We start from the raw sequence: 26,154 nt of genomic DNA on the forward strand, positions 1-26,154 counted from the left end.
CCTGACATGGGCGGAAAAGCCCATAACGCGGCGAATAGCGACGCGCTCCCCCAGGAAGCTCGCGGGCACGTATGAGCCGACGGTTCCGCGCTCTGCATCTGATGCATAGCCGGTGGCAGAATGATTGCCCTGATCTCAACGGAGACTGGCATGTCGATCTTGGTAGGCACTGCTTCGTGGACAGACAAGACGCTGGTCGAGTCGGGCGCCTTTTATCCTCCCGGCTGCAATAGCGCAGAAGCTCGTCTGCGGTATTACGCAAGCGTGTTCCCCCTGGTCGAAGTCGATTCCTCGTACTACGCGATGCCGAGCGCGACCAACAGTGCCCTATGGGTTGAGCGCACACCCCCTGGGTTCGTCTTTGACGTGAAGGCCTTCCGGCTGTTCACCGGCCACCAGACCGAGCCGCGATTTTTTCCGAAAGATCTTCAGGCAGCCCTTCCAAGCACCGGCAAGAAGAACCTCTATACAAGGACATCCCGCAAGCGGTGCTGGATGAACTGTGGGCCCGCTTTTTTGAGGCGCTGCAGCCGTTACATGTGGCCGGCAAGCTAGGCTCGGTGCTTTTTCAGTTTCCTCACTGGATCACCGCGGTACCGAAAGCCAGGGAGCACGTTGAACACTGTGCGGAGCGCATGCATCCGTTCCTCACCGCATTTGAGTTCAGGCATGAGAGCTGGTTGGGCGAAAAGCACCGGGAGTCGACGCTCGCAATGGAGCGGGAACGCGGCATTGTGCACGTCATTGTCGATGCGCCGGAGGGAGTGTCAAAACGCGCACACACCGTTTGGGAGGCGACCTCTCCGGAACTCGCGATCGTACGGCTGCACGGCCGCAATGCAGACACGTGGTCGGGCGCCGAATCGGCCGCCGATCGCTTCAACTATGAGTACTCGGAGGACGAATTGCGCTCGCTCGCGCCGGACATCCAGGCGATTGCGAAGAACGTCGGACGCACGCACGTCCTGTTCAACAACTGCTATAGGGACGTCGCACAGCGCAACGCGGGAATGATGACCCTGCTGCTCAGCGAGCGACCGTAGGGGTAAGCATACTTCCTTCCAATGTAACCGTAGCTGATCAATATATGCTATGCGATGCAAGGCGGTGAAGTTACTTCGCCCATCTATCACGTCGCACAATCAGCCTTTCCGGCTTTGGAGCAGAATGTTATCTGCATAGTATTATTAACGCACAGTAACAGGAGAGCGCGAATATGTCGTGGTCATTCCAAGTGGACGACAACCATTCGATAGGGTTTGGACTTGATTCCGACGGTGCCGAGTATGTGTACGGCGATGCTTCAAGTTTTATTTTTGAGCACGAGTTAAGCACGCCGATCCCGTCGCGGCTCAAAAACGCGGTTGCTAGCTGGTCGATTCGCACGCCTGCGTCGTCCGATGCCAGTCTTGACCCCGCTGGCTCTGGTCTCTACCAAGCCGTGCGCGCAGCCCCGGGGAAGGTTCACGCGATGATCCAATTTCATGGTGCCAACGAGTACAACCGTGCAGACTTAATAGGAGCCACGATCTGCGTTCCGCAAAACCGTTTTGCACTTGTTCGAAAGCAGTTGGAGATAGCGGTCACGTCTCGCCTTCCCACGCAGACGATCATCGTGCTGGATTTCAATCAGTTCAATAATCACGAAGGGACAACGATCCCCACGCTACCCACGTTTATGACCTATGGAAAGCCGGTAATGTCTAGCCGGATGCAGATCACGACTCGCAGAATCGTCGACTAGGGGAACCGTTCGCTTGAAGCTCTTTTTTAGTCAGAAACGAACAAAAACATGACGCCAAATGACCAAAGGCCTGACAGTGCCCTTGATGTTGCCCTTACTGACACTCTCTTAAAACAGGCGGTGCTTACCACGTTTAAGACCGTTGACTTATGCTCACAAATCGTGTCGCCTCGTATTGAACATGCACATGAGTTGGCGAAGTGGGGACTGAAAATTGCTCGTCGCGATTACGATAAAAATCCGGAGCGATTGATGTTGCTAATTTCTCCGTCTAGTGTGGCGAACGCTCTTGCTGTTTGGGGATCCTCGAAAAGCGACTGGATTGTTTTGAGTGATGGGCTTTTACTCGCCCTGCAGTCAAAGGCAAATCAGGTAGCGGAAAAGCTCGCGTCCGAGCAGTCATGGATACTCGAGACAGAATTGCTCAGGAGCATCCAGAAGGTTGATACGCTAACCGGGCTCGATACACCCGTGGCGTCATTTTTGTATTTTGCGGCGGTTTCGTTCTTCGTCGGACACGAGGCTGGGCATCACGTTCTCGGTCACGACGGATACTTTCGAAATGGTGCACATGCAGAGGTATCCGATCAGAATTCAACTCCGAATGTTGATTCGAAATTGACTAAACAGGCTCTCGAATTTCAGGCGGATCGTTACGGGGTGATGGTCGCACGGGTTGCGATGATTGGATGGCTGTCTCGACATTGGGACGTGCGAGAGTATTCAGCCCAGGAACGAGCTTCCTATCAGTGGATTATTGCTTTCGTAATGAGCGTTGGTGCACTCATGGCGCTTTCGGTAATCAAGCCGCGTCGTATTGATTGGGAGGCGGCCTATGGGAGGGAGCATCCGCCCGGCGTGCTGAGGATGATCCAGCTTCTGAATGCTTTGACGGAGTCAATCAAAGAAAACTTTGGGTTGCTCGGAGATAAGGAGCTGGAAACGATTCGTCTCGAGGCCATCGATCTCGTCGCCGAGACCACGCTCGTCCCAGGGTCGCCGGATCATATCCTTTTCCGAGACCGCCTCGCTCGAGAAGGAAGGCGCGCCGCATTACGTGCTATCGGATTGCTTCAAGCGATCCATGACCCGAACGCTGCCTCCTACATACAGAAGATTGCCAACGCCTTTCATGAGGTGACCCCTTTGCTCAACCCGAGAAGCAGAAGATTCATTGAAGACTTGGGCGTGGCACCGCAATGACTGCAGAGGCGAAACACCTTGGTTGCTCGACAATCAACATGTATTCGGCTGGTAATGAAAAACAATACCAGCCGATCAAGCTGCTGACCCGTTCGAACGCGCTTGCCTAAATACGGGGGCTGGCCCGGGACGCAGTGGTTGCGCCGGCAAGGGCGACGCCATTGACGATGTCTTGCATTGGTGAGTGTCCGTAACAACCCACGTGCCTTGCGAACGTGACTGTCCGTTCAACTGCGATCAGCGGACATTTGCGACCCGAAGCTCGAATGTAGCTGACGGGTCGACGCCGCGAGTTCACAAATGAGTTCGTCGCCGTTCATGCAAGCGCGTCGGGTGCCGGAAAATCCTGGTAACCCGCGTCCATCGGGTAGGCGCTGTAGTCAGGACAGGCGGTATGGACTATCCGACGGTCTTGCGGATGAAAGCCGGTTGTCCTCCTGCCCATTTTCGCTTCGCAAGTAATCAGTCGGCTAGTGCCCATCATCTCGCCCAAGTATGTGCCGTCCGCGGCGAACACCTCGTCCCCCAGGAAGCGCCCAACGTTACGGCCATCGCGCGCCCACAGGTCGTCCCCGTCCCGATAGCCGAAGCTCTTGCCACCCCAAGTCCATAGCCAGTCCACTTTCCCTCCCCCGTTGTTCGAGCCCGCAGCCGCAGAACGAATCTCACCGCGATGGCTCCTGCGCACGCGCGTCGTCGAGCCACTCGAGCAGCGACGGCCGAAAAGTGAAAGCAGGGCGCATTATCCAAGCTGCAACGTTCTCCCTCAATTGCGGCAGAAGGTCCTCAGGCTCGAACGGATCCACGACGCGCCCCGGCTCGTCCGTAGAGAGGTGCGCACCGTTCAACCTAACGCCGTCCCAGTACAGCACGCTATCCCCGGTAATGTCGGCAGTGGTTCCTGGTGGTCGGTCGCGAAGGAGCATGGAAATGTTTGCGCAGGCCCTTTCCAATTCGGCGCCGAGCGGAGCACGCTTGTATTCGCGACGGCTCAATCCTGCGGTCACATATGCCAGTCTGACGAACGCAAAGGCCCGTGGACCAAGTTCCTGCTCAGCGCAGCCCGTATAGGCGCAGTACCCCAGAACGAGGGTGCTATGGACATGCCTAGAACGCCCTGATTTGACGGAAAAAACGTTGGCCACCGGATGTCCATAGGAAATGGGCGGGAAGGGCAAGATACGCGCGTTCATGTCCATGGTGTCACGTGGCTCGCTGCCAGCTCCTGCCCGGCGTCAGCCGATGCAGTGTTCACGTGTCCGCCGCCAGCCATTGGCCGGATTCGGGGGATCAAATTGCCAGTGGTATTGCCTCAACGCGGCCATTAGCCGCCGCTTAGTGTGGCGCCCAATAAGACGCTCTGACGTCCGGTGCCCTCACAAAACCGCCGTTCCAGCGTTACCCATGATTTGAGCAGGAGATTTCTAACGTCGTAGCCCCGTGCGCTTGGAGGCGTCAGACAAGTTCGTGGCCGCCTTTGACAGTAGAATGTTGATCGCGCTTTCGACGTCGCGTGTTCCTCTTGATTCCAGGAAAGTGGTGAACGAGATGGCCAACGAAAGATACCGGTGGCCATCGAACCACATTGTTGCCTCCTCGCAAAAGCGCTGGAGCGTCCTTGCGATGTCGTCCGACGACACGTCTGGCAGTTCCCGGCAAATCGAGGCGTGTGAGCGCGCCGTGTCGCACAGTAGGAAGACCTTGGACTGCAGCGCATCGAGCTCCTTAACTCGACTTACATTGAGCATGGATCGCGCGTCAAACAATAGGACACGGCCGCCCAGTTCGAGGTATGTGAAGGAGCACGTCGAGTGGCAGGCTCTCCAATTTTGGATTGCGCCCAGGAGATCGCGCGTGTACGCTTCAATCGCCTTCTCATCGATTGCGCTGTCCGCCTGAAAGAAATAGGACAGGTTAAACACTGCCTGTTGCGACTGCCGTTCGTAGACGTCGAAGTAGGCCGGATACGGCCGGAGATTGAAGAACCCCAACTGGGAGGCTTGGGTGAAGTTTGGACTGAATCGGTCCAGCCTGATCTCAGAGCCTCTGGCCGGCGGCTGCAGGTGGCATAGCAGCGGGATGAGGGAGGCCATCGAGCGATATTCATCCGGATCCTCTCGTGGGAATCCCCACAAAAGATTCCAATCAACCTTGACCCCGAACTCGGCGCACCACTTCAGAAGCTGAATGTTCTGGACCGCGCTGACCCCTTTCTTCATGATTCGAAGCACTTGGTCGCTGAGGCTCTCGATTCCTGGCTGAACGTGCCTTACGCCAGCGTCTTTGAGCGCCTTCAGCTGAGGCTTGCTCACATTGCTCTTGATTTCGTAGAACAAATCAAGACTGCTCCCAAGCTGCGCGAGATGCGGCAGCAACAGGTCGAAATACTTATAGTCCATGATGTTGTCCACGAAGGAGATCTTCGCTTCGGGATACTTTGCCGCAATTGAGACTATCTCCTGCAGGGCGTCAGCAGGTCGTCTGCTCCGGAATGTCATGGTGGCACCGTTAAGGCCGCAAAAGGTGCAATGATTTTTCATTCCCCACCAACAGCCCCTGGACGTCTCTAATGGCAACTGGACCATAGTCGTATGCCTGTCGCCCCACAAGCGGCGAAGATCGCCAAAGTAGTCATCGAAAGACGGCGTTGGGTAGTCGTTGAGGTCAGCCACCATCTTCGTCTGCATGAACGAGCCGCCTCCGGGCACCGGCTCAATGTAGGGGCGTACACGCGGGCTCTGGTGAGGATCTTCGCCGGCCAGCAGACACTGCACGAGCGGGACGATGAGCAGATCTGCTTCGCCTGAGACAATGAGATCGACGAACGGGAAGCACCGCGCCAACTCCCGGCCCATAGAACCCTCGCAGTTCGCCCCGCCCAAGATGATCTTGACCGAGGCGTCCAATTGTCTAAGCCTTGCGGCAACCGCCAAGCTCGCCATGTTCTGTTGAAAGACAGAGGTTAAGCCGACGACCTTGGGCGCATATTTCAAGATCTCGCGCGCAGCGTGATCAACAAAGTCCTTGGCAGAATCGGCTAGCCAAAGGATCCGCTCCAGTAGTTGCGTTCCTCTTGTTTCGCCGTATCCGGCGGCCGATGCATCGTTGGCCTTGACCAACTCGAACTCAGGGCCCCCAAATGTACGTGCGAGGTATCTCTTCTGTTGTGCCAAGGTCTTGGGGGACAGCGCGTGGCTAAAAATCCACTCGCCAAGCAGGTCGGTTGTTCGAGGAAATCCTGCTGCGATCCTGATATATAGATCGCGTCCAACGATGGAGGCATAGTCCAGCGCGAAGTGTCGACAGGTAGCACTGAACCCTGCTGCACCGAGCCGAGCTTGCAAAATTGCAAGTGCCAGAGACGGGCTGTGGAGAACGCCGAAGGGCAAACTAGCCAGCAAGATATCGCTGCACGGCTTTTCGCCCTCCTCGGTTGAAATGGCATTCATAGCGTGTCATCGCGGGATAGTTTGACAACCGACGCACAAGTCGTTTGCGCGGTGGATGATGGGCAGGAACTGTCTTCGTACCCGCCGGCTCTTCGCTCTGGCTGGCTGTCCGACTCTTGACCGAGTATCGACTGAGATCCATCGCCGCCGCTCGAAATGAGCTTCCGCAAATAGGCCAGGGGGGGCTGGTTATCGCACGCGCCAAGTCCAAACGCACTCATACCATAGCCAAGATCACTCTGCAGTTCTGGTGGCATCGACAGAACCTCTGTACGAGGAATAGACAGGAATTGGTTGTACTGGGTCCGCAGCCAACCTCGGCAGTAGTTGAAAGTCAAGGTGCGCCGGCTTTCGTCCTTGGTGACATTTGCGCCGCCGCCGTGAAAGACAGCACCGTCCCACAACAACACCGACCCTGCAGGCATCTCGCACTGAATCACCTCCGCGGCCTCGGGGCGCCTCGACGCAGGCCAGCAACAGCTGCCTGGAACGACTTGCGTGGCACCATTAGCGATCGTGAAGTCGTCAAGGGCGATGGCGGCCGTGACTACAAGCGGCAGACGCGGCCGCGGAGGTTCAGGGTAAAAGCCGTCGTCACGATGCAGTCGTTGCGCGCTGCATCCCGGATCTGGCGACATTGCGACGGCTCCAGCGTTAAGAATGAAGTCGCGACCGAGAATGCCTTGGACTATCATGCGCAGCAGCGGGTGGACCGCCACTTCGTCCGCTGCGCGCGACTTGGCCAAGACATTATGGACATGGACCGTGAGACGTGGTCCCGAAGGGTCGTTCGCAACGAACATGCGTCGCGACGCGGCAAACTGTGACGCCATAGCGTCGCGTACGCGTCCAATTTGCGCTTGGTCGAGCAGCCCCGGCACAATGGCATAGCCTTGGGAGTGCACCTGCGCAATGGTCGCCTTGACCAGTTCCAGTACCTTGAGTACCTGTGCATGAGTGCGTTCGTCTTCCGGTGCGACAGCTGCCGCAGCAGTCTCCAGCAACCCCAGCCTGCGTTGATACTCCCTATCGCGTTCAGCCAACCGTTCGTCGAGCTCTCTCGCGTATAGCTGCGCGTGCAGCGTCCGCACCTCTGCGCGAAGTCGTTTTAATTCAAGGAGCTCTTCTTCGTCCATTGAGTAAGCCCTTGGGCGGTTCTTCGCCACGGATGAAGTGCCGCATGCGCAACTTCGATTGAACGCGGGTGGAGTTCGTACGTCAACGCGCCCCTTGACTGGAAAGATTCGCGGTGCCACGATTGGCCAGCATGCCGGCAAGATCAAGTCATCGTACCGCGAGGTACCAAAATGATCGTTGTGTTCGACGGTTTTTGCAACTTCTGCAATGGCTGGACACGGTTTGTGTCGCGGCACGATCGACTTCACCGGTTCCAGTTTGAGGCGGCCCAGTCCGACAAGGGTGCAGAATTACTGCAGTCGCTCGGCCTGTCGACCGATCGACTAGAGACAATCATCCTTGTCGACGGTCAACGGTCTTACCAGAAGTCAGACGCGGTGGTGCAGATCCTGAGGCATCTTGGCTGGCTGCACCTATTCGCAATCGCCCTGACGCTCGTTCCCAAACGATTGCGGGATGCGGGTTACGACGCATTCGCGCGCAGGAGGTACAAGTGGTTCGGCAAGTCCGGCACGTGTTTCCTGCCCAATGCAAATTCGCGTGTCAGCTTCATGCAGTTTCCTAGAGTAGCCGCACGGTCGACCATGCGCCTGTCCGCCGAAGAGTTGGCTCGCTTAGAGGCGATGTTCGCTTCGGCACAGGTCCGAAGCGACCCCGCTGTCGCGTCGGCCACCGACCAATTACTCGATGCGATGCGGCGCGCCGCTCAAGAGAGGGAGGCTACGCGTCGGCTGCACCAGCAAGCGGACAAGCAAGCCGCGGTCGAGGCCGCCCCAACCCATGAGCCGGACGATTCCTCGCAGACAAACCGCGCAGCTGTGTATCCCCAGATGACGCCGCTAGGGGAAGTGAACTGGAACGTGCCGCGTTCGCTGGATGAACTCATCCTTATCAGGCGGGCGCTTCTGCGCAACGAAGTGCCAAGCCTACGAGCGCAGGCGTGTCCGTCATGGGATTGATTGCCGTTGGTCTCGTACTGCTGTGGTTGGTTGCCACGGTCCTGTATCAGTACGCGGCTTTTCAGGGCATCTTGGGGCCGTGGGATGTCTTCAAGCTCTTGCCGAGCTGGTGCTTCTTCGCCCCCCATCCGGCCACTCGCGACAGCCATCTCGTGCTTCGGGACCTGCTGCGCGACGGCACCGTGACTACTTGGATCCCGCTGTCTAATTTTCCATCCAGGAGACTTTTGCATGTTGTATGGCATCCGGCCAAGCGACCGAGAAAGGTCCTGCGCGACGCAGCTAAGATCATCAAGCTCACCAGAAGCCGCTCCGAATCCAAAGGTGTGGTCCAGTGTTCGTTGCCGTATCTAGTGATCCTACACTTCTGTATGAGACAATGTCCCTTAGACGACCATGTCGTCGCCCGTCAGTTCGCAATTGTCGAAACTTCTGGTCGTGACGCACGTAGGATATGGATTACCTTCATCTCGGAATTCCATCGTCCCTGAGTGCTCTCTACACTCACGACGTTGTTGGTAGCCTCAGCGCTACGAGGCGGCTGCTGGCCGTTTGGTGTTTGATGTCCACCCTCGAGTGGGTGAGGAATTTAGACTTATTCAAGCATGATGGATTGCTGTCGTGGCGCATCTTGTCCCTTCGCCCTGGATGGATTTTCCACGGCGACGGGGTTCGGTCGCTTTTCTGGGCGAGATCGACGACCGGAGTGCTGGCCATTAGGATGGTCGCCGCGGTGACTTTGCTGGCCAGTAACGATCCGTGCTTGCTGTGCATCGCCCTAGTGGTGATTGTCGCGACGTCCTGGTTTCTCACCATCAGGACCTGGCTGGGCGAGGATGGGTCGGACCAAATGGGCCAAATCGTGGCGATCGGTTCGCTGTTGATCTCCGCAGGGATCTTCTTCGACCAGTTGGCGTTATCGTTCGCCGGCACTCTACTCATCGCCGGCCAACTGACCATCTCGTACTTCTTCGCCGGGTTCGCGAAGCTGCGGTCTCCCGAGTGGCGACGCGGGCAAGCATTGGTCGGTGTAATGGGAACGCACAGCTACGGGCATTCCTTTGGAGCGCGCATCTCCAGCGGCAGTGCCGCATTTGGTACCGCTTTTTGCTGGCTGGTAATTCTGGGTGAATCCATGTTCCCGCTGGTGATCTTTGCGCCGCAGACGGCGTTGCTGATAGTTCTAGCCGCATTCCTATTGTTTCACCTCGCCAATGCTTTGTTCATGGGACTGAACACTTTTGTGTGGCCATTCTTGGCCGCGTATCCTTCGGTGATCGTGCTGAACAATCTCATAACCCATTCGATCGGCCTGAGGTAGTGCCAAAGAGCGCCTCGACCTTCTCCAACAGCTCCAATTGAGTGGTTGAAGGCTGTGGTTGCTGGACCTGCCCATCGAGCATTTCCTTGGCCAACTCCTTGGCGGTATGCCAGCTCTTCGCCGAATTCCCTTGCTTCAGCGCCAACGCTCGCTGTCTGGCTAGCGCATCTATCAACGTCGCGAAGTCGGGATCCTGTCCGCACGGCGGCGAACGATCCACGGTGCTCAGGTCGATATTCGGGAAGACAAGGCGCTCCGCAGCGCCCGCGAAGGCTGACCAGACCGCGCCGTACATGGTTGAGGGAGCTGCCCGTTCCTGGTCGCCATAGGGCGCGTGCGCGAGCATTGCCACACAAACACCTTTGGTGGGTCGAATGTATTTCCTGATCGCTGCATTGGCCACTGCTACCAAATCCTCGATGGGCGTAACGGATGTCAAGCTCATCGTATCGTCAAGCCTCAGCAACGCCGGGTCCAACACGCGCTGGCTGGCGGCTTCTGTTGCCGAGATCCGTTTCCGCAGATAGTCTCTGATAATCACTTGCAGTTCCGTACCGTCGCAGGACATCTTTGTCGCAAACTTCTCAGTACGTCGGGCGATGGATCCCCAGTCGCTCAGCGGGATCGACTCCCTCAGCGCGACTGGCGGGGCCACGGCAACGAGTTCGGCCATCGCATAGATTCCCGGCGCGTAACGCGAGGTTGGTTCCATTACGGCGTGCGAGACTCGCGTCCAAAGCTGCGCGGGGACACGATGTTGATCGAGCGTTTCCTCCCATCTCAAGCGGCTACAAACGCCCTTCGCTGCACGCACTATTTCAATCAGGAACCAGGTCGCTAGGCTGAAGCAACGCGAGGGCACGTCGCCATGTTTCGTGGCGGGACCTAGCGCATCCAATGGAATCCGGCCGGGGTCAGACAGCCAATCCAGCTCTTGTCCGAGCAGCTCGGTTTGCTCTCTCAACAAAGCGCGCTTTGCGGCGATTGCAGCCCATTCGGGTGAGAGAGGCATGATCGTTACCTTCCTCCAGTACAAGCCGCATTGATCGAACCAGCGACAAATCAACCCACACCAAGGACTGAGTTTCAGTGAACCACGTTCGCGCCACCCGGTGCAACCTGCCCGTGGGGAATACACATCATCGTTGCCAAGATCACACCGCTCGCCCATTCAAGTTCCACGACCTGCAACTCTCCGCTATTGCTCAAGAGGTGCCGCAAAGCGTTCTTCTCGGCACGTTGCTGTTCACTCGTCGACGGCCCACTATACAGGTCATCTATGATGAGGACGGCGCTTGGACGCATCGTCTTAAGCACGGATTCGATGTTCCCGTATTTTATCGGAGCAGCGTCAGCGAAAATCAAGTCGAACGTGCCTATCGTCGCCACAGCTTCCGCCGCATCGGCCGTCAGGATGTGCACGCCGGCAGGCCACTGCCACCCTGAGGCGGCGTTGCTCAGCCGGCGATCTCCTTCGATGCTCACCACATCGACATCGTTGCGCCCGCCAAGGCCACTTATGATCCAGCCCAACCCGACGCCAACGCCGGTTCCGATTTCGAGAATCCTTCCCCCAACCGGCACGGCGGCGGCAAGCACCGCCAGAAGCCGACCAACATTGTCGTCGCAAGATTTCGTGAATCGCTGGTCCTTGGCTCGACGCTTGGCGCCCGCAACCGCTGGCGGGACGTTGGCTTGAATCAGATAAAGCCGGTAGCTGCCGGCCTCCACAAGCTGCTTAACGAGATCGTCGGGATCCGTGCCATTGTTCGCTCGCGAAGCCAAGCTATAGCCAGTCGGCGAGAGGTCAAGAATGGTCTTCGCAATGAGTCGACGAACCGCCGGAAACTGCAGCGCAAGTCCGTCACCCGAATATTCAGCGACTGCTCGGTTGAATCGCTCCAACTCGCCCTCGGTGGTCAGGGCCGCTATTACGCGGCGCGCGTCGTCGACTTCCGCACTGACGGCCGAAACCAGCCGGCGGGCTAGGCTCGCTCGCGCCACTTCGCTTTCTAGAAAGACGGACTCGACCCGGTTCGCTTCCCTCTGATAGCGATCGAGGACCAAGTGAATGTAAGCGCCCTTTGGCGGAGGCGCAGGATCCAGGAAGCCGAGAACAGACATCAGCCAGTCCAGCATGCGCTTTCCTGCGATACCTAACTCCCTCGAACAAGACTCGCTCAATTGCTCGCCAAGGTAGCGCGCGCGTTCAAGCGCCTTGCGACTGTCGATTAGCCCCTTGAATGGGCCGTAGGTAGGTTCTAGCGCTTCCGCGCGCCGCTCGGCCTGCGAGGCCAGAAGAGATAGGTGGACGTACACATGGAACGCAGCAAAGGTTCGATGGGTGTCCCAATGATTCGCCTTATTGAGCTCCTCGGCGTTCCACAGCGAGCAAACCTTGGGCGCATCTTCGCCTGAGAAGTCCGGATCAAGCAGGGAGTGACCATGGCGAAAGTCGTACAGCTTCTGGTGCAGCGCTTCGTGTAGCAAATGCTCCGCCACGCACCAAGGGTTCCTCAGAATCTGCCTGTTGAGGAAGATCGTGCCGCCCATTCGGATCTGAGAACTTGAGACCTTGCCCTTCCAGAAGCCGACGTCGTCAAAGCACCCGATAAGGTGTGCATGACCCAAGGCGCTTGGCGTGAGCGTCGGCAGAAGCTCCTGCAGCAGGTGTTCGCCCTTCCTAAGCATGGCGAGTTCGTCGCCGCTGAGGCTACACAGCGATTCACCGTATTCCTGTTCGAGGATAGTCCGAAACGCACAGCCGAGTAAATCGTCCGGGTAATCTTCGCGCCAGACCCAGCCGTGATATGACTCTGGCCCCAAGCGGTCGAGGGTAGTCGAACTATTCTCAAAGGGCGTGCCAATCTTGCGCTGCTGGAGATGCCGAAGCGTCGTTTCGAAGACCCGTTCGCATTCGAGAAGAGATAGGCCATACGACGTATCCGTCTCGAGGTGCAAGTGTGCATGTTGGACAGCGCACCGAACGACTGTATTGCCAACGATGCGATACCGCGTTTCCTGCCCGGCGTGGCCAAAAGCGTCTAGCAGTTGCCTAGCGATTGGCAGCTGCGTGGCGACTCGGTCAAGGCGACGCTTATAGGCAACCTGAAGTTGCTCAAGAATATAGGCGCTCTCACCGAATGCGCGGTGCCGGACGAGCGCCTCTTCTACTGCTTGCAATAACTCTGAAGCTTCGTCCTTGACCATTTTTCGATATCTTACCGTCGACGATGCGCACATCGGCTGGACCCGGTCGTGCAGCCCTTTGTGCTAAGGGTACGAGCGAAAGATGATGGTGAAGACCTAAATTCAGCAGCCCGACGGTGGAACGGCGGCCGCGACGGATCAACCGCCACGCCGCTAATTCTTCTTGTCGATTTCGAGCATCTGACGCGGGGTTTCTAGTCGCCACGAAAGATCTGCGAGCGCGGTGTGGTCGTGATGCCCGACGCCGCCTTGGGTGTCGTGATCGTGCCCGGCATCCATCATGGCTAGGCGCATTAGCGTGTCCACTTTCAACTGCAAGTTCATCAGATCGCCAGGCGAGAGATCTTCCATGAGGGTCATTCGAAGTTCTTCCACCTTTTTCTTGAACGCCTCAGACATAGACGCCTCCTTCAGAGAGGTTTTAACAAGGCGACAAAGCAATCGGCCGACTCAGTACACATTAGGAAACGGTCATAGCAGTGTCAACCCCATTCTCACCAATTGTGCAACGTTGTGCGTAATCGTGAGCGAGCCGTTCGCGGCGTCGAGCGCCGTCGGGGCGCATATCGCCGTGTATTGCTTGGACGTGTTCGGCGCGACGCTGTCGGCGATGGCAGGGTTGCCCGGCGGAAGCGTAGTGGGATTGCAGGTGGTGACCAAGAATGCGCCGCCACTCGCGGCGAGGTCTATAAAGGGCGGACCACTTTTCCCACCCTGCGGAGGTTCGGATGTCCGCTGGACCATAAAGCAGCCATTGAACGTACGCGGGCCCCGAGGTCCGGCGAGGGTCGGAAGCACGCGTTGACGACCGGCCGCTTTCGGAAAGCGGAACACTAAGGACCGCTTTGCGGCGATGAGCTTGAAGGGCCGATGGACTCAGCCCGACCCGTTGCCGTCATTCGGACAGTGACGACCTCAAGGGCCGGTCTCGCAGTCCAACGGACGTTCGCCTATAGTCGCGCACCTTGGCGATCGCCGATCCTTCGGAGACCAGTTTGCGCTGGGCGATTGCGGTAGGCCCGTCTCGAACATTTTGCAGTTATGTCGTCAGCTTTTTCGCTTTCAGTGGTACGAGTCAAGCGGACAGTGCCACCGCATGGTTTAGGCACGTTTAGGCACGAGGCTGCGTGCCAGCGATTATGCGTCCGGCATAAGTCGATCGAATCTGTGCGGTACCGGACACTTCACGCAAAATCTATCTTTTTATTGATGAGAGAAAGACTAGCGTTTATTTGGACGAAAGCGGCGGGTGCTTGGCAGCATATGAACAGAATGGTGCGGGCCGACGCGGGCGGCGTAGGCGCTCTCTAATCCGGATGCGATCGACATTTGCATAATCCATGTTGACAACTTAGATCTGCCGTCAATTGATAGACAAGGAGCACGCGACGATGGCTTGCACACCCCTCAATATCGATAACGGTTTATTTATAACCACGAGCCCATGGGAGCAGACGGCGTCAAAAAGCTTTGACGGCAAGACCGTTACATGGACGTCCGCGGGCGCCAACCCAGGCATTATTGTACAGAAAGGGGCGCAGAGCGTTTTTCACCAGCAGCTCAGCAACCACACGCTCCACTACGGCGTGCTGGGCAATAAGTTTCTTGTGATTCTCGACGTCGAAGGTGGCGTTGGTGCGAGCACCCGATCGGTTTCACTGGTCAATTTCGACACGATGACCGAGGTGCCCGTGCTCTCTGTGCTTGCGAGCTCGAATGCAGTCGCACTGCCGGTCGTCAACCCAAGCCAGGGCAGCGGCTCAGTCTTCCTCGCCTATGGTCAGGACGGGACGCAGCAGACGAGCGTCGGCATCTATCGTAGCGACAACGCGGCCGTGCTGTGCTCGCTCGGTGCGCCCATCATCGCAACCGGCCAGACTGCGGGCGAGGCTACGGCGACGAACGTCATTATCCATTACTCGACTGGCAACGTCAGCAAGACGCAGGTGTGCCCGCGGCCGCTCGGAAAGTGCACGATTACGCCCGCTTTGCAGGCGTTCCCCGACGTTCCGATTGGTGGCTGCCCGGTGACACCGCCGACGAAGGTGTTTACGATCAAGAACACCGGCACCGATTGCCTGACCCTCAACCCGATCGCCGCCGGGGCGCCTTTTAGCATTCAATCAACCTCGAAGGCGCTCCCGGTGTCACTAGGGCCGAACGAAGTCGTCGACGTTACCGTCGCGTTCAACCCCACGACGGTCGGCAACTGGAATCCACAGAACATTCCAGTTTCGACGAATCCGGTCAATGGCGACAACAAGCTCGTCTGCAACGGCAAGGCCGTTGCAGCGGCGTTCAAAATCGGCTTCAGTGGAACGACGGTCAACTTCGGTAAGCAGCCGGTCGGCTCGAGCCAGACTAGGACTCTGACGATTACCAACACGGGTACGAAGCCGATGTCGGTGAGCTCTTTCGGCGTCACCGCGGACGGGTATACCGTGGCGGCGTTCAACATCAACCTGACGTGCGGTCAGTCGTTCGCGGTGCCGATCTCGTTCGTTCCTTCGTCCGTGGGTCCGCACACGGCAACGTTCTCGGTTGCGCACAGCGCGCCGGGAAATCCGACGAGGATCACGCTGCTCGGCGAAGGATGCATCGCCCATGCCGAGATCGTAGTGCCCGCGACGGCGCCTATCGACTTCGGCCAAATCCAGCAGGGGTTTCGCACTGTGCGATTCATTACAGTGAGCAATCCCGCGGACGGTCCGCTCACATTCCAGGCCGTCATCGGCGGTACCGACGCTGCGCTCTTCGGCCTGCCAGATCCGAACGGATCGGTGGTCAATCCGCCGGCGACCCGCACCTACACAGTCGATCCCGTGAGTCCATGCGGCAACCTCACCGTCGGGACGGGCGAGACGGTCGTCGCCATCGCGTTCTTCGCAGGCGTTGGGCCGAAGGTCGCGAATGCGACGCTTACGCTGAGTAACCACAATGCGACGAACTTCCCGGCCTCGCAGACGTGGGTATTTCCGGTGAGCGCCGAGATCACGCCTCCGATCGCACTCGACGTGGCGCTTGTCGTCGATCACTCCCACAGCATGAACGACGCACTCGGCTCCCGCGTTAAGATCGACGCCGCAATCTCGGCGTCCGAGCTCTTCGTCGAGCTGCTTCGGCCCGACCTCGACGACCGCATCGCAATCGCCCGCTTTAACAACAAGCGCAACGTCGTGGTGTCGATGACGGCTGTGTCGACGGCAGTGGCCCCAACTCAGAACGACATCCGGCAGAAGGTCGACACCGACATCAAGCCGGCCGAAGGGCTCACCGCGATCGCAGGCGGCACGATGCTGGGCATCCATGAAGTCGAAAAGCCGCACCCGGGCAATCCGTCGCCACTCAAGAAGGTGGTCGTCGTGCTTACCGATGGCATCGAGAACACCGGCTTCGAGGAGCCAGCGGGCAACTGGCTCAGCATTCTCGGCGGCACGATGTATAAGCCCGACGCGGTTGTCAAGACCGATACGATTGAGACGACCGCGGTGACGTGGCCGGCCGGCATTGAGCGCTACGCGATCGGCATTGGAAAGCCGGGCGAAGTCAGCCCAACACAGCTGAACGCGCTGACTGGCGCCCCGCAGAACGTCATGTACGTCGATCAGGACCTGACGGGCAAACTCTACTTCCAGCTCGAGAAGTACTACACGCAGATTTTCATGGGCATCGTCGGCACGCAGCCGATTCTCGATCCGATGTACTGGATCTCTCCTGGCGAGAAGCAGGAAATCCAGTTCGAGGTGCTGCGCGGCGACGTCGAGGCGATGGTCGTCATCTACGACTACCAGGGCCAGCGGCTGCCGTTCTTCTGTGTTTCGCCGACGGGAGAGCTCGTCGATCCCGTGATGGTTCCCCCCGGCTATCAACTTCGCGCAGCATTCACGAGCCAGGCGCGCGTCGTGCAGTTTAAAATGCCAGCGAAGGAGCCGGACCGCTACGCGGGCACATGGAAAGTCGTCGTCGTGCATGACGGAAGGATTTGCAAGGGTCCGCCGAACCTGCGCAGCAAGGAGCCCGGCTTCGTGCCGCGTGACTGCGAGACAGGGGTGAAGACACCGCAGCTCTACGGCATTGCGATCGGCGTCGGCAGCGATTTCCGCATGTTCCCGTTCGTGACGCCATCACCGGTCTACACAGGTGATGCGATCCTGCTGACCGCACTCGTGTCCGAAGCGGGGCTTGCGGTTACCGGTTGCACGGTGACGGTCGATGCGACGGTCCCGGGCGGATCGACGACGCAGGTCAAGCTGTACGATGACGGCGCGCACAGCGACGGCGACGCCAACGACGGCGAGTACGCGAAGTCGTTCACGCAGACGTCCTCGCCGGGCATCTACCACTTCAAATTTCGCGCGGTCGGGTACAACCGCGACGGCCGGGAGGTGGTGCGCGAAGCTGTGCGCGACAAGCCAGTGCTCGAGCGTGGGCGCGAGGATCCTGGCGACCCGCGCAATGGCCATCCGGGCGGCGACGGAAAGCTAGATGACGGCGGCGGTCGGCCTCCGCAGCAGGACTGCTGCTACAAAGTGCTGCTCCAACTTCGCGAGCTGAGCGATCTGCTTCGAAGGCAAACGAGCGACGCGCCGAAGTGAGGCGTCGGGAGTCCTCGCTCTTGGCATTTAACAGCGAATCGGCCGGCAACTTAAAGTTGAACGGCCGTAAGCAGACGATGCGACTGCCATGATCGACGCACGAAGGTCCGTACAATACTCTTTTCCGCAGTGCCCGGTAGGAAACGGGCCATTGTGGCCAACCTGGGTCAGCGGGAACTAATCGCCAAACGACTTGCGACATCAGATGGCTGCAATCAACCGTTAGCCGGCGCGTGTGTCTACCCGTTATAGCCATCCTGCTTTTCGAAAGCGCAGCCAAAGGATCACATCTATTCCGAACATTACCGCGATACAGATCGGATAACCGTATTTATAGTGCAGCTCGGGAATCTGGAAATTCATCCCGTAGACGCCAGCAATCATCGTCGATACCGCGAAAAGCGCGGCGAACGAACCCAAGCGCTTCGTCACCTTGTTTTCAGCCATTGAGATCATCCCGAGGTTCACCTGGATCGCCGTGACGATCATTTCGCGGCGCCCTCCCGCTATCCGACATCGTGTCTAATGGACGGGAGCATAATTTTTGTGACCTCTCCCGACTGATCCCCTTAGTCGGGAGGTGCCGAAAACATGCCAGGAAATCGTGGGCAAATCCACCTGATCACAGTGAGATTCGATTAGCTGACGGCAGCCCCCTCAAGAATGTCGTCCTTCTCGAATCTGATTCGGTTCGCACTATGAGCGGGCACCCATGATGGTACTTCCGGTCTCGCAGGCAGCATCGGAGTCTCACAAATTCCGCTTCCTTGCAGCACCACGCGAGTCCAACCGTCAATACTGCCCGCCCTGCACGCATTAGACTCAATAAACGCCTTCGCGGCTCAACGCGTCATCCTCCGCAGTAAAGATCCCGTCGGCAGCAATAGCTGCCTCGATCTGCAGTAACCTCGAATTGAGTTTATTAATGGCTTCGCGATCCACTGCGTTTCTGGATCCGTGAGACAGCAAGCGCGGATGTGTTAGGGACTTTGCAGTAGCGCGAACTCGGCGGGACTTCGCGAACGGCCGTTTCTGTGCGAGCCCAAACGGCAGTTAAGCCCGTGCGGCCGGACCGTCGTTGACTCATCCGACGGCCGCTTTCTCGTACAGAGCTGCCGTCTGACCGTCCGCTCGGACCCGCCTGCGAACGACCGGAAGTGGCCGATTGGGTGAGGTCGCCAACGAATTGGTAAGGACCTCCCTGATTGCAGGATCGACACCGTCTGGTGCCATCATGGCTCGTGCTACTACCTTCCGGGAAGGGGGATGTCATGGACAGGATTGCTCGTGTTGGCGTGGATCTGGCGAAGAACGTGATGCAGATTCATGCGGTCGACAGCGCCGAACGCGTCGTAGTACGTAAAGCGATTCCGCGGGAGCGATTTGTGAGCTGGTTTGCCAATCTGGAACCGTGTCTGATCGCCATGGAGGCATGCGGTGCGGCGCATTACTGGGCACGCAAACTACACGCGCTCGGGCATGAGGTGCGGCTGATTCCCCCGCAATTTGTCGCGCCCTATCGTAAAGGCGGCGCCCATGTAAAGAACGATGCACTCGATGCCGAAGCTGTCTGCGAAGCGGCGAGCCGCCCGCACATGCGTTTCGTGCCGGTCAAGTCACCTGCGCAGCAAAGCGTGCTGGTGCTGCACCGCATGCGTACCGGATTTGTCGAAGAGCGTACCGCGCTGGTGAACCGGTTGCGCGGGCTGCTGGCCGAGTTCGGGGTGTTCCTGCCGCAAGGCATCCGCCGGCTACACGAGCACCTCATTGAGCGCATTGAGGACGGCAGCAATGAGCTGACAGGACCAGCGCGGCTGGCCCTGTTGCGCGGCTGGAAACAATGGCAGGTACTGGATGAGCAGATTGCCTGGTTTGACAGGCAGATTGCCGAGCATGCCAACCGCGACCCGCAGGCGCAACGCTGCATGGACGTGTGCGGCGTGGGCCGGCTAACGGCATCGGCCGCAGTGGCGACGGTGGTAGATGCCCGCCAGTTCAGGAACGGCCGGCAGATGGCCGCCTGGCTCGGCATCGTGCCCAAACAGAAAAGCAGCGGAGGCAAGCAGCGGCTCGGGAGCATCACCAGACAGGGCAACAACTATCTGCGAACCTTGCTGTTCCAAGGTGCCCGCTCAGCGGTCCTGACGGCGCACCGACGTGACGACCGGCTCTCGCGCTGGATTGTTCAGTTACAGGCGCGCGTGGGCTACTACAAGACACTGGTCGCCGTGGCGAACAAGCATGCACGCATTCTGTGGGCGGTGCTCGCCAAGGGGGAGCGATTCGATCCGTCCTACGCGCGCGCCCGCACTGGTGGGGCGACGGGCGCCTGATACCCAAACGACATCGCCATAAACTGGTTCCGTAGTTGAGGACGCATTCGACGAAGGATAGCGACAGGTCAGACCGGCAGCGGGCGAACTCGATAAGCGGTGAGGCGCTACACGAAATGTATTCGCCGTCCAACGGATGGAGTCCTGCTGCGCGGTTACTATCCGGGCCCAGGCGCGGTTGTGATGGCGCCCAACAAGGCCGTTTATAGGCATGCAGTCTGTCACGCCGCCAACCGTTGTCGTTGTAGTCCTCCACTGACCGATACAGGAATCGAACATATGAATCACTAAACCCAGCTTGCAAAAACTGGAAGGTCCTTATAGGCTGCTTATTGGCACTCCTGTTCCGATTGACGGGCGGGCTCGCGCGCTCAAAGACCGTCATGGACTACTTATACAACCGCTCCGGGGGTGGAAGAAGATCGTCAAGTCGGGCGCGAAGCCGGGCGTTTTCATGCAGGAGTTCAAGCACCTTGCGTTGAGCGCTAATGTTTTGTGACTGTGCCAAGTCACGCTGCGTCTTTAGCTCCAAGACCATATCGGCCAAGTCTTTGCGGGCGCGCTTCACCTGAGCCTTGCGCTGACGTTTTGCCGCTTCCTGTCGTTCATTGATCGCCACCCACGCTTGGATTTCGCGGATAAGCGCCGGATAACGCGTCTTTCTCAGAGCGGAAGGATCGGTTCCCGCCTCTCGGGCTACATTGTTCTGGCTGACAGCGGTCCCCGCCGGGAGCAAACAGGGAGCGTTTTCCTTCAGACGCTCAAATGCCGATCGGAATAGTTGCTCCGCCGATTCAGTTGCCGGTGACATCAAGGTAGCTCCGTAGGCCGCGCGCCTCTGCTTGCAAAGCCCGCCAACGCGGACTCCCCGGACGAACAGAAACAAGTTGCCGCTCGACACTTTCAAGTTGCCGCTCGATTGACGCACGCTTGGATCTATCAAATATCGCGTCGCGGCATGGACGGTCGCCGTCCCCGCCGGCGCACCGCGCGACCGACTCAATGCCGCCATAATCACAATGGCCGCGCTTTGTGCAGCCTCCGAGCCGTGTTTCCCGGAAGCAGACCTCGCCGTTCTGACCGGCCTTGACGAGAGCCGTGAAGTCGCTGGAGCCGACCAGGTTGACCACGATGTCTCTCTTGCGTTGGAAACCGAGAGGAGAGACATAGCGATCATCAACTAGCGCTTCGATTTGTCTGGCCAGCACTTCGTATTTTGCGGCTGTTGTCAGACCTTCGTAATCCTCGCTAAAGCGCAATCGGCTGTAATTCCGTCCATAGTATCGAGTTTGGAGCGGCGTGAGATGTTTCATTATCACCTGGATCGAACTGTCGCTTAGAAGGCCGCTGGCGAACATGTTAATGGCCCCCGTGCGGCGCAATTGGTGAAAGCACAGCGGCCACGTTTCGCCAGCTTTGAACCTCCCGCCCTTATCCAGGTTTGGCGTGAACCTGCGAGCGGTGATCAGGTCGTCTTCCGTAACCTTCAGTTCCCTGGCATCGAACAGGCAAGGATACCGTCTGGTCAATTCCTGATAGGACGATACCCGGGGGCGAGTCCCATACGGCTTCCATGCGCCCGGTCCCGAAGCCCATGGCTCAAATGCGGTGCTGTACAGGTACGGGTTCGTCTTGTCGTAGTCGCTGCAATCCACATCGGGGTTCGCGACGGCACATGGCATTCGCAAACGGGCAATGAAAGTCATTACAGCTACGGCGCGCTCGGTACTGGGACTCGTTGGCCAGCGGGCGTCGCTGTCGGGGGCTGTTTTCGTGGTGTCGCCGCAGATGACAGGGATGCGGCCCAGTAGATCATCCTCCTCCCAAATGAGACAGTCGCACCTTGACGCTGCAGCCTCCTGGCTTCGCTGCAGGGTGAAGTTTATGAGATACGCGAGTCCAGCCGATTGGACCATGGTGAGGTAGGAACTGAAACACTTGACGTCGATTCTTCCCTTCAGGCAAGGCCGAACCCACTTCCGAAGTAGTCCGTCGATACCGAATCTCCTGGCGCTAAGTTCGAAATGCCCGTAGTAGCGGCGACCGGTCCGCGCTCCAGTCCCGTCCCGTGGCATGGAAAAAGGGCAGAGCGCAGACGATGAAGGCTTTGCGGCAAGTGCCGCTTTCAACGAGCCGAAATTGTGGATATACGCTTCCAAACAGAAGTTGAAGCAGGTTTCTATCTGTGCCTGATGACGGACGAAGTCGTCAAGACACTCTCTTAGTCTGAGAACTTGATATTTCCAGATGCGCGGGGGAATATATGCGGTCTGTTCGCTAAAATATTTGGCATCCGCGCTGAAGGAAGCGGAAAGTTGGCTGATTCCGCTTTCATCTATCAGCGTGAGGCCGAGATGATCTTTTGCACGCAAGAGACGATCGAGAACGACGAGCGTGCGCCGCCTTTCCTCAGCGTTCGCATATAGCGCACCCACTCGACTCAGGAGCTGCGGAAACCGGGAGAGTTCACTGGCTAGAATGCCTTCGCTGTTACAGAGCACCACGATCCGCCGAACGTAGCCGAAGCATAGCCTGAGCGACGCCCAGCTTTTGATGCCTCTAGGACCCCAAATCAGCCATGTAGTCAACAACCTTAGAATGTGCTGGTTCGCCGGGCTCAGCCGTGGGGCGCTGCGACTATGCCGCCCGCCGACGAAGTCGAGCTTCAAATTTGATCCCGCCCACGAAGAAAAATCCCAGAAAGGGTCTCTCCATAGCGACACGGCGTTGCCATGTCGATCTTCACTGACAACCCAGTTTTCCGGGGGCGGCCAGGCGGGCGGGCGGTAGCAGACCTCGCCGGCTGATATCGGCGCTTTGATGAGTTTCATACCAAGCCCGGGAATCACCGCATCCATGCCGTCCCCTCCAGCTCACGAATTTCGTCCCGCATCGATGGGTGGAAGTAGCCTTCGGCGATACGGGCTAGCGCTTCTCGTACCCACTCCTGTCTTGCAGCAGTAGACTCTTCGAACCAATGCAACTTTGCCTGGATGCGGTCAATGGCGAGTTTCGCGGGCGGTATATCTGCATCGCATTGCAGCGAGCTAGTCCGGCCGAGCTCAATAGTTTTGAGGTGTTTGAACGTTGCGAGCGCCCAGATGTAATCTGGTGAATCCACATCGCGATGGTTTTCGCACCACAGGCAGCCGGACGGTCGCATGCAATTGGGCTTCGGCGCCGCCTTGGGAATATGCGTGATGTTTTTCGGAATACCGTTGCATCCTCCAGGGGCGACAGGCTGAGTCTTCGCCAGATGCGGATCGAACTCTGACCAGAAACGGACCACCTCTGCCATTGCACGTTGAAGACTTGGACGTTCGTATGCAGCGAGCATCGTTTGCTTCGCATGCTGCGCCATTTCTGCGGTGAGGTCGGGATCTGCTGTCGTCCGGAGTAGCCAGTTCACCCTTGTGTTCCTTAGAAGGCGAGGACACACGAAGCGGAGGTCTAATGCGCGACAGATGGCGCGAAGCCGGCCGCCATCACATCGCGAATCTGGCCGACTACCACCGATTCCGACGAAAGGAAACAGCCGCTCAGAATCAGGAAACAGGTGCCGTCGCCAACCGAGATATCGTTCAAAGTGGGGCTTGTAGTCCTTGAATATTTCGAACAATACGACACCGCCCCGGCGCTTCTTGTATTCCTTCACTTGGTAGCCATCGAGGTGACCAACGTAGAAAAAGTCACCAAGATCGAGGTTGCGCGCCTGCGTGAGATTCAACCCCGTCTGAGCAACCAACATAAACAGCTCGGCCTCCATCCGAAGATGCGCAAGAGGGAGCCGCAGTCCGGGAGAAGTTGCTTTCCCCGTCTTGCTAAGTGCCGCTTTACGCCCAGTCCAGGCTAGTACTTCTCCGCTCCTCAGCTGTATTTCTATCGGCAAGCGGGCTTCGCATATTGTCTGGACGGTTAATTGATCGCAAAGATCTTGTAGCAGGCTTCCGAAGCGAAAGGTCTCGGCAAGACTTTGCTTCTCTGCTTGCACACCTACTGCGCTTTTTCGTCGCCTCGGGGATTCGAGCCGGGTCATTTCCAGCAGTCGGCTGCGGCGTTGTAGGACGCGATCCAACAGTCGGCCCACCATAGCTCCCCACCCGTACGCAGTCCGCATTGAGATGGCCTGCTGGTCCCTATGGTTGCCGCTCTCCCTTGCACGTTTGCTCGCGCGGGTTCGCTGGAAGAGCGATTCGGCCCATTCACAATAGCTATCCGTTACGGTGTCGACTGTCAACGGACAATTCGTGCGATCGGCGAAGGCAAAAAACTGTCGCAAACACTGCAACTGCGCGGACGTCGTTCCGCGTGGACCGCCGCTACCGATCGCCGCGTTGATCTCTTCGTGCAGCATCGACACAAGATCCAGCCGCTCCACTAGGGGAGCGCCTAGCATTCCTCCATCTGCGAGCCGACCGACCTTGCGCAGGTTTGCACTTGCGCCGCCCTTGTAAAGAAGGACGTTCATGTTCCAGGGCGTTTCTCTTGATCCAAAATTCACGTCCGGGAATTGCAGGTCCGGGAGTTGAGATCTCTCAGGCATCCATGCGGCTCCATTCTCTGTTCCGAAGCCCAGTGAAGGCTTGGTTAAAGGCGGCAGCAGCACGCCCCTTTGCGCGGGTGTTTTCTAAAAACGTGATATAGCCCAAGGTGGTCTGCTCGCTCTTGTGCAGCATAGCGTCCCTGACTATTCGGATTGCTTCAGTCTTTGCACCATATTGCAGGAGGATTTCAAGCAGCCAGGTTCCGAACGTAGCGCGAGACTGGTGGAACCGGAAACGCTCAAGAAAGGGCAGCCCGGCCTTGACCGCTCGCTGCCTCATCGCATGAACCAGTCGGTCGACCGTTTCGACGTAGTACGGACGCCCGGTGCGCGTCAAAAAGAGCAGATCTTTGTCGGCTGGTGCGGCCTTGGCTTCGCGCAGGAGGCGGCGTGTAGATAACGAGTATGCTTTAAGGTCGGTCAGAAGTGTTTCTGGCACAAACAGCTCGCCAGCGACCGAGAACTTAGTCGCGACGTTGGTTCCGGGCCCCACTGGAAGCAGATACACGCCCGACGTTAGAGGATCTTCGCGAGCGGTTTGAAGGCTGGTGACAGAGAGAGTCGTAACGGTCCCAATCCGCGCTCCGGTGAAAAAGCCTGTCGCGAGCATTAAATGCAATTCCCTGACCTCGTGCTCCGCCGTAAAGGCCAAGAGCTTGTGCATATGTTCGGCGCGAAGGGGCAGCAAGCCGTCCTCCAGTGTTGCGCCTATGCGCTTGCGGTTGGAGATCCCGAGATCGCTGGCTAGGCGCATCATGCTCCTTTTGAAGCCGACCGAATCATGGTAGTGGATAGCCACAGGTCGATCAGTCCACATAGGGTGTTGCGCGCCAATGAAATCGTGAAGGTCGGCAAAACGGTAGAACTGAATTACCGCACTCATACAGTTAGACGCAGTGCTGCCCGCCAGTCTCCTGTTGTCTACCTCATCTATCAGATGCTTGCGGAACTTCCTGAGCACCTGTTCTTCCCGTCGCGCGGGGAAGTGCTTCCAATCGATACTCCTGCTTTCAAGAAAGTCGGCATATCGTTTGAGGTGTTTCATTGTCCGTTTGCTAGTTTGGGGGTCGACTTCCTTGGACGATGCACGGTCTAGAGCCCACAAATTTGCTTCGCTCCAGCCAGCACCGTCATCCCAAAAAATTTGGGGCAATCGGTCAATTGACTTCCGCTGTTGTTTTGCCCAGACCAGTTCCTCGCGTTCGTTCAGCGAGGCGTCGAAGAACTCATATTGGATATATTCGAGCCGCGCCATGACGTTTTCCTTCCCCTGCAAACTGTCGCTCGAAAATTCACTGGCCGCACGGAAAAGCCTTGTGGAGACAGTGCGCTTGGCAAACTCACAGCTCCGTCGATCGGAAGCTGACTAGTAAAGGAAAGCATGCTCATTTGCGCGCACCGGAGGGGCAGAGGAACGGGTTGTTCTTCGGGTCTTGGCGGTATTCGAAGCGTCCTGCCCCTCGGTGCGATTCCGCATCATGTACCCAGCGCACAGAGGGTTGCCCGGGGCGGGCCTAGCCACTCGTTCCACCTGTGCTATGTCCACAGCGTAGAAGCTCAGGGGTAGATGTCAATGACAATCTATTCCGGGGTGGCGCAAAAGTGCTCGAAGTCGTCCAACGGTGTATGACCGCGATCGTTTGTTGGTAGATCGCGCTTC

At 58.0% G+C, this 26,154-nt stretch carries 17 protein-coding genes and 2 pseudogenes; 8 read left to right on the forward strand and 11 right to left on the reverse strand.

The features are described from left to right. Window positions 1-150: 150 nt before the first annotated feature. From JMY24_RS30680 to JMY24_RS30690, 3 genes and pseudogenes are all read left to right on the forward strand, one after another. Window positions 151-1,043 (forward strand): annotated as a pseudogene (locus JMY24_RS30680) (DUF72 domain-containing protein). Between the two features lie 173 nt (window positions 1,044-1,216). Continuing rightward, window positions 1,217-1,744 (forward strand): hypothetical protein, encoded by a 528-nt coding sequence (locus tag JMY24_RS30685; RefSeq protein ID WP_128597438.1) that lies wholly within the window; start codon window positions 1,217-1,219, stop codon window positions 1,742-1,744. Window positions 1,745-1,792: 48 nt separating this feature from the next. Next, entirely contained in the window at window positions 1,793-2,947 is a 1,155-nt protein-coding gene (locus JMY24_RS30690; RefSeq protein ID WP_128597439.1) for a hypothetical protein, read from the forward strand. A 665-nt stretch (window positions 2,948-3,612) separates the two neighbouring features. Here the strand turns inward: JMY24_RS30690 and JMY24_RS30695 are convergent. From JMY24_RS30695 to JMY24_RS30705, 3 genes are all read right to left on the reverse strand, one after another. After that, window positions 3,613-4,146: a hypothetical protein gene (locus tag JMY24_RS30695; RefSeq protein ID WP_128597441.1), complete on the reverse strand. Its 534-nt coding sequence runs from the start codon at window positions 4,144-4,146 to the stop codon at window positions 3,613-3,615. A gap of 225 nt (window positions 4,147-4,371) precedes the next feature. Continuing rightward, entirely contained in the window at window positions 4,372-6,396 is a 2,025-nt protein-coding gene (locus tag JMY24_RS30700) for a RiPP maturation radical SAM C-methyltransferase (RefSeq protein ID WP_128597442.1), read from the reverse strand. After that, window positions 6,393-7,532, reverse strand: a complete 1,140-nt coding sequence (locus JMY24_RS30705) for a phytanoyl-CoA dioxygenase family protein (RefSeq protein ID WP_201703445.1) — start codon at window positions 7,530-7,532, stop codon at window positions 6,393-6,395. The genes JMY24_RS30700 and JMY24_RS30705 overlap by 4 nt, the downstream gene beginning before the upstream one ends. Before the next feature lie 171 nt (window positions 7,533-7,703). Between JMY24_RS30705 and JMY24_RS30710 the strand changes: the two genes are divergently transcribed. From JMY24_RS30710 to JMY24_RS30720, 3 genes are all read left to right on the forward strand, one after another. Continuing rightward, window positions 7,704-8,492, forward strand: coding sequence for a thiol-disulfide oxidoreductase DCC family protein (locus tag JMY24_RS30710; RefSeq protein WP_128597444.1), 789 nt, complete (start codon window positions 7,704-7,706; stop codon window positions 8,490-8,492). After that, complete coding sequence (locus JMY24_RS30715) at window positions 8,483-8,983, forward strand: hypothetical protein (RefSeq protein ID WP_201703446.1); 501 nt, start codon at window positions 8,483-8,485, stop codon at window positions 8,981-8,983. The genes JMY24_RS30710 and JMY24_RS30715 overlap by 10 nt, the downstream gene beginning before the upstream one ends. 71 nt (window positions 8,984-9,054) lie before the next feature. Beyond that, window positions 9,055-9,813 carry a hypothetical protein gene (locus JMY24_RS30720; protein ID WP_128597446.1) on the forward strand — a complete coding sequence of 253 codons (759 nt, stop codon included), beginning with the start codon at window positions 9,055-9,057 and terminating at the stop codon, window positions 9,811-9,813. Here JMY24_RS30720 and JMY24_RS30725 read toward each other — a convergent pair. From JMY24_RS30725 to JMY24_RS30735, 3 genes are all read right to left on the reverse strand, one after another. After that, window positions 9,785-10,825 carry a hypothetical protein gene (locus JMY24_RS30725; RefSeq protein ID WP_128597447.1) on the reverse strand — a complete coding sequence of 347 codons (1,041 nt, stop codon included), beginning with the start codon at window positions 10,823-10,825 and terminating at the stop codon, window positions 9,785-9,787. The genes JMY24_RS30720 and JMY24_RS30725 overlap by 29 nt on opposite strands. A gap of 74 nt (window positions 10,826-10,899) precedes the next feature. Then, window positions 10,900-13,023, reverse strand: a complete 2,124-nt coding sequence (locus JMY24_RS30730; protein ID WP_128597448.1) for an O-methyltransferase — start codon at window positions 13,021-13,023, stop codon at window positions 10,900-10,902. A 153-nt stretch (window positions 13,024-13,176) separates the two neighbouring features. Next, entirely contained in the window at window positions 13,177-13,422 is a 246-nt protein-coding gene (locus JMY24_RS30735) for a hypothetical protein (RefSeq protein ID WP_128597449.1), read from the reverse strand. 992 nt (window positions 13,423-14,414) lie between these two features. Between JMY24_RS30735 and JMY24_RS30740 the strand changes: the two genes are divergently transcribed. After that, the gene (locus JMY24_RS30740) at window positions 14,415-17,618 is read left to right on the forward strand and encodes a choice-of-anchor D domain-containing protein (protein WP_128597451.1); all 3,204 of its coding nucleotides are present in this window, start codon (window positions 14,415-14,417) and stop codon (window positions 17,616-17,618) included. A 246-nt stretch (window positions 17,619-17,864) separates the two neighbouring features. Here the strand turns inward: JMY24_RS30740 and JMY24_RS30745 are convergent. Next, window positions 17,865-18,131, reverse strand: a pseudogene (locus tag JMY24_RS30745) (CorA family divalent cation transporter); the annotation flags it as partial. A gap of 758 nt (window positions 18,132-18,889) precedes the next feature. On the opposite strand from JMY24_RS30745, the gene JMY24_RS30750 reads away from it, so the two are divergent. Further along, window positions 18,890-19,951, forward strand: a complete 1,062-nt coding sequence (locus JMY24_RS30750) for an IS110 family RNA-guided transposase (protein WP_128597452.1) — start codon at window positions 18,890-18,892, stop codon at window positions 19,949-19,951. Window positions 19,952-20,339: 388 nt separating this feature from the next. Here JMY24_RS30750 and JMY24_RS30755 read toward each other — a convergent pair whose 3' ends face one another. The 4 genes from JMY24_RS30755 to JMY24_RS30770 are packed head-to-tail and all read right to left on the reverse strand — an operon-like array spanning window position 20,340 to window position 25,749. Continuing rightward, window positions 20,340-20,762, reverse strand: a complete 423-nt coding sequence (locus JMY24_RS30755; RefSeq protein WP_128585241.1) for a hypothetical protein — start codon at window positions 20,760-20,762, stop codon at window positions 20,340-20,342. Further along, a complete protein-coding gene (locus tag JMY24_RS30760) occupies window positions 20,746-22,809 on the reverse strand; it encodes a hypothetical protein (protein ID WP_128597453.1) in 2,064 nt (687 codons plus the stop codon). Before JMY24_RS30760 ends, JMY24_RS30755 begins: the two co-directional genes overlap by 17 nt. Beyond that, a complete protein-coding gene (locus JMY24_RS30765; RefSeq protein WP_236597586.1) occupies window positions 22,797-24,494 on the reverse strand; it encodes a site-specific integrase in 1,698 nt (565 codons plus the stop codon). Before JMY24_RS30765 ends, JMY24_RS30760 begins: the two co-directional genes overlap by 13 nt. Continuing rightward, window positions 24,487-25,749 carry a tyrosine-type recombinase/integrase gene (locus JMY24_RS30770; protein WP_201703448.1) on the reverse strand — a complete coding sequence of 421 codons (1,263 nt, stop codon included), beginning with the start codon at window positions 25,747-25,749 and terminating at the stop codon, window positions 24,487-24,489. The genes JMY24_RS30765 and JMY24_RS30770 overlap by 8 nt, the downstream gene beginning before the upstream one ends. Window positions 25,750-26,154: the final 405 nt, after the last annotated feature.

The sequence above is a fragment of the Paraburkholderia kirstenboschensis genome (assembly GCF_904848585.1).
GTDB classification, from domain to species: Bacteria; Pseudomonadota; Gammaproteobacteria; order Burkholderiales; family Burkholderiaceae; genus Paraburkholderia; species Paraburkholderia kirstenboschensis.

Coding starts and splice junctions, on each gene's coding strand:
- JMY24_RS30685 (WP_128597438.1), top strand. CDS start 1,217: ATGTCGTGGTCATTCCAAGTGGACGACAACCATTCGATAGGGTTTGGA.
- JMY24_RS30690 (WP_128597439.1), top strand. CDS start 1,793: ATGACGCCAAATGACCAAAGGCCTGACAGTGCCCTTGATGTTGCCCTT.
- JMY24_RS30695 (WP_128597441.1), bottom strand. CDS start 4,146: ATGGACATGAACGCGCGTATCTTGCCCTTCCCGCCCATTTCCTATGGA.
- JMY24_RS30700 (WP_128597442.1), bottom strand. CDS start 6,396: ATGAATGCCATTTCAACCGAGGAGGGCGAAAAGCCGTGCAGCGATATC.
- JMY24_RS30705 (WP_201703445.1), bottom strand. CDS start 7,532: ATGGACGAAGAAGAGCTCCTTGAATTAAAACGACTTCGCGCAGAGGTG.
- JMY24_RS30710 (WP_128597444.1), top strand. CDS start 7,704: ATGATCGTTGTGTTCGACGGTTTTTGCAACTTCTGCAATGGCTGGACA.
- JMY24_RS30715 (WP_201703446.1), top strand. CDS start 8,483: ATGGGATTGATTGCCGTTGGTCTCGTACTGCTGTGGTTGGTTGCCACG.
- JMY24_RS30720 (WP_128597446.1), top strand. CDS start 9,055: ATGTCCACCCTCGAGTGGGTGAGGAATTTAGACTTATTCAAGCATGAT.
- JMY24_RS30725 (WP_128597447.1), bottom strand. CDS start 10,825: ATGCCTCTCTCACCCGAATGGGCTGCAATCGCCGCAAAGCGCGCTTTG.
- JMY24_RS30730 (WP_128597448.1), bottom strand. CDS start 13,023: ATGGTCAAGGACGAAGCTTCAGAGTTATTGCAAGCAGTAGAAGAGGCG.
- JMY24_RS30735 (WP_128597449.1), bottom strand. CDS start 13,422: ATGTCTGAGGCGTTCAAGAAAAAGGTGGAAGAACTTCGAATGACCCTC.
- JMY24_RS30740 (WP_128597451.1), top strand. CDS start 14,415: ATGGCTTGCACACCCCTCAATATCGATAACGGTTTATTTATAACCACG.
- JMY24_RS30750 (WP_128597452.1), top strand. CDS start 18,890: ATGGACAGGATTGCTCGTGTTGGCGTGGATCTGGCGAAGAACGTGATG.
- JMY24_RS30755 (WP_128585241.1), bottom strand. CDS start 20,762: ATGTCACCGGCAACTGAATCGGCGGAGCAACTATTCCGATCGGCATTT.
- JMY24_RS30760 (WP_128597453.1), bottom strand. CDS start 22,809: ATGGATGCGGTGATTCCCGGGCTTGGTATGAAACTCATCAAAGCGCCG.
- JMY24_RS30765 (WP_236597586.1), bottom strand. CDS start 24,494: ATGCCTGAGAGATCTCAACTCCCGGACCTGCAATTCCCGGACGTGAAT.
- JMY24_RS30770 (WP_201703448.1), bottom strand. CDS start 25,749: ATGGCGCGGCTCGAATATATCCAATATGAGTTCTTCGACGCCTCGCTG.